The organism is Primorskyibacter aestuariivivens, from assembly GCF_028023675.1.
Taxonomy (GTDB): domain Bacteria; phylum Pseudomonadota; class Alphaproteobacteria; order Rhodobacterales; family Rhodobacteraceae; genus Marinovum; species Marinovum aestuariivivens.
In genome coordinates, this window is sequence record NZ_JAQIOZ010000004.1 from 187,869 (window position 1) to 200,586 (window position 12,718).

12 protein-coding genes are annotated in these 12,718 nt (G+C 60.6%); 3 read left to right on the forward strand and 9 right to left on the reverse strand.

Translation table 11 applies throughout. The annotated features are described in order from the left end of the window. Positions 1-39 precede the first annotated feature (39 nt). From PGB28_RS04790 to PGB28_RS04825, 8 genes are all read right to left on the reverse strand, one after another. A complete protein-coding gene (locus PGB28_RS04790) occupies positions 40-1,158 on the reverse strand; it encodes a hypothetical protein (protein WP_271420350.1) in 1,119 nt (372 codons plus the stop codon). Between the two features lie 56 nt (positions 1,159-1,214). Then, on the reverse strand, positions 1,215-1,487 hold the full coding sequence (locus tag PGB28_RS04795; RefSeq protein ID WP_271420351.1) for a hypothetical protein: 273 nt from the start codon (positions 1,485-1,487) through the stop codon (positions 1,215-1,217). Further along, on the reverse strand, positions 1,487-2,560 hold the full coding sequence (locus tag PGB28_RS04800; RefSeq protein ID WP_271420352.1) for a type III PLP-dependent enzyme domain-containing protein: 1,074 nt from the start codon (positions 2,558-2,560) through the stop codon (positions 1,487-1,489). The genes PGB28_RS04795 and PGB28_RS04800 overlap by 1 nt, the downstream gene beginning before the upstream one ends. A gap of 179 nt (positions 2,561-2,739) precedes the next feature. After that, a complete protein-coding gene (locus PGB28_RS04805) occupies positions 2,740-4,059 on the reverse strand; it encodes an NAD(P)/FAD-dependent oxidoreductase (protein ID WP_271420353.1) in 1,320 nt (439 codons plus the stop codon). Beyond that, positions 4,059-4,874 (reverse strand): ABC transporter permease, encoded by an 816-nt coding sequence (locus tag PGB28_RS04810; RefSeq protein ID WP_271420354.1) that lies wholly within the window; start codon positions 4,872-4,874, stop codon positions 4,059-4,061. The genes PGB28_RS04805 and PGB28_RS04810 overlap by 1 nt, the downstream gene beginning before the upstream one ends. A 76-nt stretch (positions 4,875-4,950) precedes the next feature. Further along, complete coding sequence (locus tag PGB28_RS04815) at positions 4,951-5,841, reverse strand: ABC transporter permease subunit (RefSeq protein ID WP_271420355.1); 891 nt, start codon at positions 5,839-5,841, stop codon at positions 4,951-4,953. A 2-nt stretch (positions 5,842-5,843) separates the two neighbouring features. Then, positions 5,844-6,965, reverse strand: coding sequence for an ABC transporter ATP-binding protein (locus tag PGB28_RS04820; RefSeq protein ID WP_271420356.1), 1,122 nt, complete (start codon positions 6,963-6,965; stop codon positions 5,844-5,846). Positions 6,966-7,026: 61 nt separating this feature from the next. Next, complete coding sequence (locus PGB28_RS04825) at positions 7,027-8,112, reverse strand: polyamine ABC transporter substrate-binding protein (protein WP_271420357.1); 1,086 nt, start codon at positions 8,110-8,112, stop codon at positions 7,027-7,029. A 142-nt stretch (positions 8,113-8,254) separates the two neighbouring features. Between PGB28_RS04825 and PGB28_RS04830 the strand changes: the two genes are divergently transcribed. Beyond that, positions 8,255-8,917: a GntR family transcriptional regulator gene (locus tag PGB28_RS04830; protein ID WP_271420358.1), complete on the forward strand. Its 663-nt coding sequence runs from the start codon at positions 8,255-8,257 to the stop codon at positions 8,915-8,917. Here the strand turns inward: PGB28_RS04830 and PGB28_RS04835 are convergent, their stop codons facing one another. Continuing rightward, complete coding sequence (locus PGB28_RS04835) at positions 8,918-9,619, reverse strand: SDR family NAD(P)-dependent oxidoreductase (RefSeq protein WP_271420359.1); 702 nt, start codon at positions 9,617-9,619, stop codon at positions 8,918-8,920. A 168-nt stretch (positions 9,620-9,787) separates the two neighbouring features. On the opposite strand from PGB28_RS04835, the gene PGB28_RS04840 reads away from it, so the two are divergent. Beyond that, a complete protein-coding gene (locus tag PGB28_RS04840) occupies positions 9,788-11,182 on the forward strand; it encodes an aspartate aminotransferase family protein (protein WP_271420360.1) in 1,395 nt (464 codons plus the stop codon). A gap of 447 nt (positions 11,183-11,629) precedes the next feature. Next, positions 11,630-12,706, forward strand: coding sequence for a cysteine synthase A (gene cysK, locus PGB28_RS04845; RefSeq protein ID WP_271420361.1), 1,077 nt, complete (start codon positions 11,630-11,632; stop codon positions 12,704-12,706). The last annotated feature ends 12 nt before the right edge of the window (positions 12,707-12,718 follow it).

The window sequence follows — 12,718 nt, forward strand, 5'->3', positions numbered from 1 at the left end:
AATGGTGCAAATGGTGGGCAATTTGCCCACCCTACGGGGTTAATAACTCAGCACTCGGCCCCCGGGGCTGACGACGAATTTACGGACGCTGCCGAAACCGGGCGGGTTTTTCTCGGCCAGCACCTGAAACGGGCGCTGCGGCAGGATGATGGCGCGGTGGGTTTCCGTGGCGCCGGTGTCGATGCCCCGGCCCGAGAAGGGATCAAGTGCGAAGACCTCGCGTTCCACGGTGGAAAACCAGCCTGCGCGCTCCTCTTGCACCCGCTCGCTTTCCAGCACTTCCATGGTCCAGGCCAGCGTCCAGTCCTGTCCCTCGGGCGCGTTGGCCTCGGCCAGCACATCGCGGATCGGTCCGGCCTGACGGGTGAAGCTGTGGGAATACATCGGCCCCACATGCACCCGGCGCAGGCGTTTGGGGTGCAGGTCGTCAAAGCTTTCGTCGAACCCCTTGGCGATGGTCAGCAGTTTGAGCGCGCCCAGCGACTGGCTCATCAGGTGGCGTTGCACCTCGGGCCAGCGGCGGGTATCCTTGGGCAGCGCGGTATGGCCGCTGTCTTCCAGTTCCATGATGTAGATCGTGGGCAGGTTGATCTGGCTGTCATAGACCGCCCAGTGCACCCGGTATTTGCGCCGCTCGTCAAAGCCGCTGATCCAGTCGATGCGCGGGTCGTTGCGCGCCCAGAACAGGTGACCTCGGACCAGTTCCTCGTAATAGAGCCGCTGGGACAGGGCGAATTGCAGCTTTGTCGGGATCTGCTGATCGCCGATGATGGTGCCGACCATCTGATCCTTGAGTGCCGCCGTGCCGGGCATGTTTTCCAGATGGCTACCGGCCTGTTGCGCGTCATTGGCCATAACCAGAAGTTCGTTGAAGGTCGGGAAACCGCTTTCCGTGGCGTCGATGGCAAGGCTGCCAAAGAACTGCCCTGTCTCGCGCCCGACCAGCAGGTATTTCATGGAGAGCGCCTTGAACGTATAGGCGATGCCCCGGATGTAGCGGGCGAGGATTTTCACATCGTCGCGGCTCACACTGCCTTCGGCCTCCATCACGCCCGCGACGCGGCCCAGATGGGTTGTGATCGCCTCGAATTTACCGAAATAGCGGCGGCTGGCGAATGTGTCGGTCAGCCCGCGATGGTCGGAGGCGGCGTCAATCATGCGCGGGTCCGTTCAAACCAGTTTCCTTGCGTCCTGAGCGGGCATTGTAAATCGTGTCACTCAAAGCCGCCGCCATTGCCACTATCAGCGCCGTCGCGGACCTCTTTCACCGAAAGCTGCCGACCATCCTTGTCCGTCACCGGGCGAAGCGATCCGCGCACGAACAGCACCAGTAGGAAGAACAGCCCCAACCCGCCCGCGCCATACCGCAGCCAGGCCGGTGCCCCGAACATGGACGCGAGACCCGAGAGGATCAGGAAGAACACCGCCCCCACGAAATACCAGTTCTCACGCAGATAAATCCGCAGATCGATCAGGAAAACCTGCATCACGACCCCCCGTAGGCGTTGCTGTCATGTTTCTTCACGATCTCTGCAAAGCGGCGCGCGAAACGTTCATCGGCTTTGGCCTTGGCCTGCAACACATCACGGGCAAAGACCATGTGATCTTCATGCGCTTCCAGCATGTCGGCCATTTTCTGGTTGGTCGCGGTTCCGATGGCGGCCATGGCGCTTTGCGCTTCCTGATCGGTTTTTACGCCAATCTCGTTGATGCGGTGGGCCACGTCCTGTTGTTGCGCGGTCTTGAGCGATTTGGTCAGCGCATCGTAGAGCACAACCCGCTGCTGGGTGTCAGTTTGCAGCTTGTTGATCAGCACCATCTGCGTCGCGGCCTGGTTCTGCAGAGAGTCGACCCAGGATTTGCCCTTTTCGATATAGCGTTCCAGCGTCTGGGACTTGGCGAGCTTGACCTGCTCCTGCTGGACCATTTCGTTATAGGCCTTGTTCAGATCGGCCAGTTCGGTTTCCAGCTTGGTGCGCGCGGCGGCATCCTGTTCGACCGCGATCTTGTTTTCCAGCGTGATGATTTTCGGGTCCATGGCGAGGATCTCGGCCTTGAGGCTTTCCAGCTCGCCCACGGTGAATTCACGGTCATCAAGCGTGGCGGACAGATTGGTTTCGACCTTGGTCTTTTGATCGTTGAGCACCGCCAACTGCCCTTCGAGCAGCTTGGTGATGATGTCTGATTTGGCGATCAGATCCTGAAGCTTGTCGTCGATATTGGCGGTTTTCATGCGTTCCTGCCGCATGGCGTCGGAGCGGTCCTTGGAGAAGAAACCGACAAAGCTTTCCCAGCCGGTTTTCGAACGCATCTCGTCAAAATCACGGGAAAAGGCGGCGGTCACATCGTCCAGCCCCATGATCAGTTCGGCGATATTGGCGTTCATCACCTCGGTATGGGCATGCACGTCTTCGAGCGTTGCATTCTCGATGTCGATCTCGGTGCCGTCCTTGATCTTGTCGCGGGCCACTTCGATGCGGCTGGTGATTTCCGATATCTTCGATTGCGCTTCGGCCACCTGGGCCTGGCTTTCGCGCAGTTGGGTTTCGAAATCTGACATTTAAACGCTCCCTCTTTGAATATCTTGAGGTGGATATGGATAATGTTACGCCGATTTACATCTTTGCGGCTTGGGTTTTGGGGAAACTGTGGCAAATGTGCCGTGCAAAGGGAAGGTCTGATTGGGGGCCAGCCCCCAAACCCCCGAGGTAATTTCAAACGGAAGAAGACAGGATCGGGTCACAGATCAGCGAGCGTGAGCGCAGCATTGATCCCTGTGAGCAAGGCGCGGCGCAGGCGTCCGAGCGGAAAGCGGGCGGGTGGTGTGGCAAAGGCTGTTGGAAAAGGCTGGTCTGGGGTTTTGTCCAGCGCAAGATCGGCCAGCAAGCGGCCCGCGTAGCTGCCCATGGCGACGCCATTGCCATGAAAGGCGAACCCCGCGAAAGCGCCGGGCATTTCCGGGATGGGGCCGATGAAAGGTGTACGATTGCGCGCCAGACAGACAAGCCCGTTCCAGAAATGGGGGCGCTCCACATCCCTCCATTCCGGGAACATCGCGTTGAAATCGGCGTGGATCTTGCGGCGCAGGCGGGCCATGGCGCGCGGTGTGGCGTAAACGCCGCCACGCATGCCGAACAGGAATCGCCGGTCGGGCAGGAGGCGAAAGTAATGCAGCAGATGGCGGGTGTCATAGGCCATTTGGTCCGAGGTCCAACCCTGTGCGGCCAGTTCGGCATTGGTCAGGGGCCGCGTGGCCAGCACGTTGGACTGCAGCGGCAAGTAGCGGGCGCGCAACCAGTCGGGGATGTCATCGGAGGAATAGCCGTTGGTGGCAAGAATCAAGCGGCGCGCGGTCAGTTTTCCGGTCGGGGTGATGAGCGTGAATCCCTCGCGAATGGCGGTAACGGGGCTGGCGTCATGCAGAACAGCGCCTGCTGCCTCGGCCGCGCGGGCAAGGCTGTGCACATATTTGCGGGGGTTGAGACCAAAGCCGATTGGCAGGGTCAGACCACCAAAGAACCGCCCGCCCATGCCAAGCCCGGGCAATTCGTCGGCCTCGTGCAGGTCGGGCGTCACACCGTAGTCTTGATTGAGACCATGAACCTCTGATCGCAGCGCTTTCATCGCGCGCCTGGTGTGGGCCAGCACCGTTTCGCCGCGCGATTGCCGGTCGGCGCGGATATTGTGCCGGTCGAGCAGATCGGCGACCAGTGCAACGGCGGCTTTTTCAGCGTCGCGATAGGCTTGTCTGCCTGCGATGCCATGGCGTTTGACCAAAGCGGCGGAGCTGATCTTGCCGCCGCCGAGACAGCAGAACCCGCCGTTGCGCCCCGACGCGCCCCAGCCGATGCGCTTGGCTTCCAGCACGCGGACGTCGGCACCCTGTTCCGCCAGATGAAGCGCAGCGGAAAGCCCGGTGAACCCGCCGCCGATGATCGCCACGTTGCAGCGTTGCGCGCCGTCCAGCGCCGGGCGGGGGGCTGGGGAAGGTACGTCGTTCCACACACATGCCTCCAGCGGCGCGTCGGAATAGGCGTAAGGCTCGTAAACGCGCTGCATCAGGCCCGAATGGCGGCCTGTTCCTCGGCCTGCTGGCGGAGGGTGGCGCGTTTGGAGATCAGCGAAGCGGTGATCACGCCCACGGTCACAATGCCGATCATGATGGTAGAGAGCGCGTTGATTTCCGGACTGACGCCAAGCCGCACGGCCGAGAAGATCTTGATCGGCAGGGTGGTGGCGGAGGGGCCGGCGGTGAAGGAGGCGATCACCAGATCATCGAGCGAGAGCGTAAAGGCCAGCAACCAGCCCGAGATCACCGCAGGGGCGATGATCGGCAGGGTGACAAGGCGAAAGGCCTGAAACGGGGTGCAGCCGAGGTCCAGCGCGGCCTCTTCCAGTGAGCGGTCAAAGCTGACAAGGCGCGAGGAGACCACAACCGAGACGTAGCACATGGAAAACGTGGTATGGGCCAGGATGATGGTCAGCACACCCCGGTCCAGCCCGATGCCGATGAAAAGCAGCAAGAGCGAGAGGCCGGTGATCACTTCGGGCATGACAAGCGGCGCGTAGATCATGCCGGAAAACAGCGTGCGGCCCGCAAAGCGCCCGGCCCGGACCAGAACCAGCGCCGCCATGGTGCCCAGCACGGTAGCGATTGTCGAGGACACGACCGCGACCCGTATCGTGACCCAGGCGGCGTCGAGAAAGGCCTCGTTCTGCAACAACTCTCCATACCATCGGGTCGAGAACCCGGCCCAGACCGTCACCAGTTTGGAGGAGTTGAAACTGTAGATCACGAGGATCAGCATGGGCAGGTAGAGGAAGGCAAAGCCCAGCGTCAGCGACACCGCATTGAAAGCGGAAAAGCGTTTCATGCGCGATCCTCCCTATCGCCGATTTCTTCAAAAGAAATCGGTCCGAAATCTTTTGAAGATTTCGTGTGCAACGGACTCATCCCTCGGCCTCCCGCGCCTTTTGCTCGTTGCGCTGGAACAGGATGATCGGAATGATCAGGATCAAGAGCAGGATCACAGCCACGGCAGATGCCACCGGCCAGTCGCGATTGTTGAAGAACTCTTCGAACAGCACCTTGCCGATCATCAGCGTGCCGGACCCGCCCAGAAGCGAGGGGATCACGAACTCGCCCACCACCGGGATGAAGACAAGGAAACAGCCCGCGATGATGCCTTGTTTCGACAGCGGGATCGTCACGAGCCAGAAGGCTTCCATCCGCGAACAGCCGAGGTCTTCGGCGGCTTCGAGCAGGGAGTCGTCCATTTTCTCCAGCGCCGAATAGATCGGCAGGATCATGAAGGGCAGGTAGGTATAAACGATGCCGATATAGACCGCCGCATTGGTGTTAAGGATGGTCAGCGGCTCGGAAATCAGACCAGTCCAGAGCAGAAAGGCGTTCAGCAAGCCTTCGTTCGACAGAATCCCCATCCACGCATAAACCCGGATGAGGAACGAGGTCCAGAAGGGCAGGATCACCAGCATCAGAAGCGTGGGCCGCCATTCGGGGGCGGCGCGGGCCATGGCATAGGCGATGGGGTAGCCCACCAACAGGGTCAGGATGGTCGAGATCAGCGCGATCCTGACCGAGGACAGGTAGGCCTTCCAATAGAGGTCATCTTCGGTCAGCCAGACGAAATTTTCGAAATCCAGTTCCGACAGGAAGCCCTTGATCGCGGCCCAGCCGCCGGAAATGTCCAGCGTGGGGGTGTAGGGTGGGATGGCGATGGCCGTGTCCGAAAGCGAGATCTTGAACACGATGAGGAAGGGCACCAGAAACAGCGCCAGAAGCCAGGCATAAGGCACCGCGATGAGGGCAAAGCGGCGCATGGTTATCCCTCCAACATCACGGCGGCGGTGTCGGTCCAACTCAGCCAGACCTGATCTTCCCATGTCAGCGCGCGGCGCGACAGGCGGCGGGTATTGGCGGTTTGCGCCTTCATCATCGTGCCGCCCGGCAGCTCCACGTGATAGGTGGAGAGGTTGCCCAGATAAGCGATGTCGATGATCTTGCCCTGCACACGGTTGCGGGCTTCGGGCTCATCGGTGCTGATTGCGACCTTTTCGGGGCGCATGGCAAGGAAACAGCGCTGATCCTTGCTGAAACTCTTATCTGTTTCGGCGTGAAACGGTCTCTGCCCCTCGGCCCAGGCCACGTCATAGCCCTTGCCCTCGGGCGTGGCCGTACCCTCGATAATGTTCACATCACCGATAAAGTCGGCCACATAGACCGAATTGGGCTGTTCATAGATTTCGGCAGGTGTGGCGACCTGCATGATCCGGCCCTCATCCATCACCGCCACGCGGGAGGCCACGGTCATTGCCTCTTCCTGATCATGGGTCACGATCACGAATGTGGTGCCGGTTTTCTCCTGAATATCCATCAGTTCAAACTGCGTCTGTTGCCGCAGCTTGGCATCAAGCGCGCCGAGCGGCTCATCCAGCAAAAGAAGTTTCGGCGCCTTGGCAAGCGAGCGGGCCAGCGCCACTCGCTGCCGCTGGCCGCCAGAGATCTGGTGCGGTTTGCGCTGGGCGAAACGCTCCAGCCGCGTGAGGCGCAGCATTTCTTTCACGCGGTCGTCGATATTGCCCTTGGGCATGCCTTCGCGTTTCAGGCCAAAGGCGATGTTTTCGGCCACGCTCAGATGCGGGAACAGCGCGTAGGACTGAAACATCATGTTCACGGCGCGCTTGTTCGGCGGCACACCGGCCATGTCCTGCCCGGCGATAAGGATCTGGCCTTCGGTTGGTGTCTCGAACCCCGCCAGCATGCGCATCATCGTGGTCTTGCCACAGCCAGAAGGACCCAGAAGGGCAAAGAATTCCTGGGCAAATATGTCCTGGGTCAGGTTGTCGATGGCCACGAAATCGCCAAAGCGTTTTGTCACGCCTTTGAACTGGATCAGCGGCTTTTCATTGGGATCGGCCCAGGGGGCAAAGACGGGTTCGGCCATGGATGCGCCTCAAAACTGAAAACGCCCGCGCCGGGTGTGGCGCGGGCGATATGTCAATGGATCAGGTACCGGACTTGATCTTGGTCCAGAGGCGCGTCACCACACGCTGCACTTTCGGCGGGTAGGGCGTGGTGGTGAACAGGTTTTCCAGCGCCGCCGGCGTCGGATAGATCGCCGGGTCGCCGATCACGTCCTCCAGCAGCAATTCCTGAGACGCCTCGTTGCCATTGGCATAGTAGACGTAGTTGGAGGCGTCCGCCATGTTCTGCGCATCCATGATGAAGTTCAGGAAGACATGCGCGGCGTCCGGGTTGGGGGCGTCGGCGGGAATGGCCATCTGGTCAAACCACATCTGCGCGCCTTCATTGGGCGCGTTATAAGCAATCTCGACGCCATTGTCGGCCTCGGCGGCGCGGTCACGGGCCTGAAGGATGTCGCCGGACCAGCCCACCGCGACACAGATGTCACCATTGGCCAGCGCATTGATGTATTCCGAGCTGTGGAATTTCTGGATATGCGGGCGGACAGGCATGAAAACACCTTCGGCCTTGGCAATCACGTCCGGATCGTGGCTGTCAGGGTCTTCGCCGAGATATTTCAGCGCGGCGGGGATCATTTCCGCCGGGGCATCCAGGAAATGCACGCCACAGGAGGCCAGTTTTTCCATGTTGGCGGCGTCAAAAACCAGCGACCAGCTGTCGATGGGGGCGTCTTCGCCCAGCAGTTCCTGAACCTTGCCGACATTCACACCGATACCGGTGGTGCCCCACATGTAGTTGATCGAATACTCATTGCCGGGGTCGTATTGCGCGGTGCGCGACGACACCACATCCCACATGTTTTCAAGGTTGGGAAGCTTGGATTTGTCCAGTTTCTGGAACGCGCCCGCCATGATCTGGCGTTGCAGGAAGGTGCCCGACGGCACCACCACGTCATAGCCGGAGCTCCCCGCCAGCATCTTGGTTTCCAGAACTTCGTTGCTGTCGAACACGTCATAGATCAGGTCGATGCCGGTTTCGGCTTCGAATTTCTCAAGCAGCGCTTCGTCGATATAGTCCGACCAGTTGTAGACACGGACTTCTTCGGCGCCGACCATGCCAGCGACAAGGGCCAAAGCCGCAGTGCAGCTCATCAGGGTTTTGGTCATTCTTTGCTCCCGTTGGGTTTATGTGGCTATCCTGCCACCTTCTCCCGATTTGATCAAATTCTGCCTGTTCAGGCAATATGGAAATGCTTTCATGCAACCGTTAAAGTCGCAAGGGCAGATCGAAAGGCGCGGAAAGAGGCAGATGAACCAGCTTGCCAAACAAGCCCCCACGGCGGGTCTCCCCGCGCATGAACGGGTTTACCGGGAATTGCGCGCACAGGTACTTTTCGGGGAAATGCCACCCGGCGCGCCGGTGACGATTCAGGGGCTTGTGGCCAGCCTCGGGGCTGGCATGACACCGGTCCGTGAAGCGATCCGACGCCTGATCGCCGAAGGCGCGCTGCGCTTTCAGGGCAATCGCCGGGTCTCCGTGCCGGTGCTGGATAAAGATGCGGTGCAGGAGTTGATCCATGCGCGCGTCGCCATTGAGCCCGAGCTGACACGCCGCGCCTGCGGACATGTGTCGGGGGCACAGGTTGACACGCTACGGTCCATTGACGACCGGCTGGATCGTGCCATCGCCGGTGGGGATGTGCAGGGCTATCTGGAACAGAATTATCGCTTCCACGCGGCGCTCTATTCCATGGCTAACGCCCCGATCCTTCAGGATATGGCTGAAGGTCTCTGGCTGCGCTTTGGCCCGTCCTTGCGGGTGGTTTGCGGGCGATTCGGGACCCAGAGCCTGCCGGATCAGCACAAGGCGATCCTCGCTGCGCTGTCGGCGCGCGATGCCGATACGGCGGCTCGGGCGATGGAAGACGACGTGCGTCAGGGCATGGAGCAGATTGTCCAGTCTCTTGAGTGATCAGGTATAAGGCGATCGTTGCGGTCGCAGTGTCAGCTCTGTGACGCAGGACGTATTTGGCAAGGTGATCGCAGTGGCAATCATCTCGGCGATGTCGGCCATCTGGATCATCTTGTCGGGGTCCTTGCCGTCCTTGCCAACCCCGGGTGTGTTGACGAATCCTGGATGGACCAGCGTCACCCGCACGCCATCTTCGCGCACCTCTTCGAACAGCGCCTTGGCAAACCCTGCCTGGGCGTGGCGGGTGGCGCAATGGACGGAGTGGCGTTTCCATCCGGTCCAGGACGTCGGGCCGCAGATATAGACAAAGGCCCCTTCTGCTGCGCGGACCGCAGGCAGGACATGGGCGGTCAGACGCATGGTGGCCCGCAAAACGGCAGTGATCGTGTGGTCCCAATCTGCGAACCGGTCTGTCGAAACCTCGCCATATGTGAATTTCGCGGCGCAATGGACGAGCGCGTCCAGCCGTCCGGTCTTCGTGGCCCATTCTGCCAGCGCCGCCAGTTGATCCATGTCTGACATTTCGGCACTCATCGGTTCGGCGCTGCCACCTGCCTGTTCAATCAGCGCGCAGGTTTGATCCAGCTTGTCCCGGTCGCGGCCATGAACCTTGATATGCCAACCATCGCGCGCCAACCGCAGAGCGGTGCCCTGACCGATGCCGCTGGACCCTCCGGTGATCAATGCGATTTTTCCGGTCATGGCTGTCTCCTTTGATCGTGCTGCACGTTGCCGCCGGCGCAAGTATACCAGGGAATTCGAAATCACCGGATAAAGCCCGGAGGTAACCAGGCGTGCGCTGATTCGATTGACAGGAAATAATTTGATCATATTCTGGGCGCGACCGTTGCAACCCGGGGAGTCCGCGCCATGAACATGATCACCAACCACCTGCCAACGGCTGAGCTTCAGGCGCTTGATGCGGCCCATCACATGCATCCGTTCACCGCCGGAGGCGAGTTGGCGGCCAAGGGCGCGCGCGTTATCACACGGGCGCGTGGCGTGACACTGACCGACAGTGACGGCAACGAGATTCTCGATGCCATGGCGGGGTTGTGGTGCGTGAATATCGGTTATGGTCGCGACGAGCTGGCAGAGGTGGCGGCGCGGCAGATGCGCGAGCTTCCCTATTACAACACGTTTTTTCAGACGACTCATGTGCCCGCAATCGCGCTGGCCGAGAGGCTGGCCGCGCTGGCCCCCGGCGATCTGAACCATGTGTTTTTCGCAGGCTCCGGGTCCGAGGCGAATGACACCAATATCCGCATGGTCCGCACCTATTGGGCGATGAAGGGCCAGCCCGAGCGCAATGTCATCATCTCGCGCAAAAACGCCTATCACGGGTCGTCTGTCGGCTCTGGCTCGCTTGGCGGCATGGCGGGTATGCATGCGCAGGGCGGGATGCCGATCCCGGGCATTCATCACATCAACCAGCCCGACTGGTGGTCCGAAGGCGGCGATATGGAACGCGAGGCGTTTGGCCTTGCCCGCGCGCAAGAGCTGGAAGCAGCGATCAAGGAGATCGGCCCGGACAAGGTGGCAGCTTTTATCGGCGAGCCGGTGCAAGGCGCGGGCGGTGTGATCGTTCCGCCAGACAGCTACTGGCCGGAAATTCAGCGGATTTGCGACAAATACTGCATCCTGCTGATCGCCGATGAAGTGATCTGCGGCTTTGGCCGTACCGGCAACTGGTTTGGATCACAGACCGTTGGGATCAAGCCGCATATCATGACCATCGCCAAGGGGCTGTCATCGGGCTACCAGCCTATCGGCGGCTCAATCGTCTGTGACGAGCTGGCGAACGTGATCGGGCAGGGGGAGTTCAATCACGGCTACACCTATTCCGGTCATCCGGTCGCCTCGGCCGTGGCGCTGGAGAACCTGCGCATCATTGAGGAAGAGGGCATCGTCGATCACGTCCGCGACGTGGCCGCGCCCTATGTGGCCGAGAAATGGCAAAGCCTGACTGATCACCCGATGGTGGGCGAGGCGCGGATTGTCGGGCTGATGGGGTCCATCGCGCTGACCCCGAACAAGGAAACCCGCGCCAAATTCGCATCAGATGCAGGCACAGTCGGCTATATCTGCCGCGAACGGTGCTTTGCCAACAACCTGATCATGCGCCATGTGGGCGACCGGATGATCATTGCACCGCCGCTGGTGATCAAGCCCGAGGAGATCGACACGCTGATCGCGCGGGCGCGGCTGTCATTGGACGAGGCATTCGAGCGGGTGCGCAAAGAGGGGCTCTGGCAGGAGGCGTAGCCGGAATCGGCAAATTCCTGCCTCATGATCTGCACATTTCATGGCTATTCCGGATGCAATGCGATGCACGACGGGAGGCACACATGATATTCACTCAGAAAACCGTTCTGACCTGTGCGCTGACCCTGTCCGCCTGTGCGCTTTGCGTTGCCTTCATCGTGTCGGTCAAAGGTTCCGCAGCTCACAATACACAGTTTGCGGATAGATCCGGACCCCCGGGCAATATGCGGGCAGACCTGGTCGAGGTGCAGTACACGCAGGGGATTCGACAACTTCCGCGTGTTGAGGACGCGCCGAAAGCCGGAGTTGCGCGCTAATATCGTTCCGACATCACGCCAATATTCAGAATTCTGTTTCGAAATGCCTGCGTTGAACCGTCAGATTATGGAATGATCGCCCGGGACCTGTATGCTTCCGCTCTGACACAGGGAAAACAGGGGAAGGCTCATGGGCATCCGACAAACCACTGGCCGCGGGCAGCGCTTTGACAGCATTCTGGACACCGTCGGCAATACGCCGGTCATCCGCATCAACCGCATCGCGCCAAACAATGTCACCGTTTACGTGAAATTCGAGGCCTTCAACCCGGCTGGGTCGGTCAAGGACAGGCTGGCGCTCAATATCATCGAGGCGGCGGAGCGCGACGGGCGACTCAAGCCGGGACAGACCGTGGTCGAGGCGACCTCGGGCAATACCGGGATCGGGCTGGCGATGGTCTGCGCGGCCAAGGGTTATCCGCTTGTCGTGACCATGGCGGAAAGCTTCTCGGTTGAGCGGCGGCGGCTGATGCGGTTCCTCGGGGCCAAGGTTGTGCTGACGCCCAAGGCGCAGAAAGGCTTTGGCATGTATACCAAGGCAAAGGAACTGGCCGAGCAAAACGGCTGGTTCCTGGCCAGCCAGTTCGAGACGCCGGACAATGCCGATATCCATGAAAACACCACCGCACGCGAGATCATGGGCGATTTCGAGGGGGAGCGTCTGGACTACCTGATCACCGGCTATGGCACGGGCGGCACGGTTTCGGGCCTTGGCCGCGTGCTGCGCAAGGAGCGCCCCGACACGAAAATCATCCTTTCGGAACCGGCCAATGCCGCGCTGGTGGGGTCGGGCTATATCAACACCCGCAACGATTCCAACCAGCCCACCGAAAGCCACCCCAATTTTGAGCCGCACCCGATTCAGGGCTGGACCCCGGATTTCATTCCCTACGTGCTCCAGGAGACGCTGGACAAGAAGTTCTATGACGAATTGATCCCGGTTGCTGGTCCTGACGGCATCAAATGGTCGCGCAGGCTGGCGGCGGAAGAGGGCATCTTTACCGGCATTTCCGGCGGCTCCACCTTTGCCGTGGCCATGGCGCTGGCGGAACGCGCGCCGGAGGGATCGGTGATGCTGGTCATGCTGCCCGATACCGGCGAACGCTATCTCTCGACGCCGTTGTTCGAAGGCGTGGCCGAGGAGATGACCGAGGAGGAATGGGACATCTCCCGCTCGACCCCGTCGGCACAGATGGCGGCGGAGTAAACGCTGCGGCAT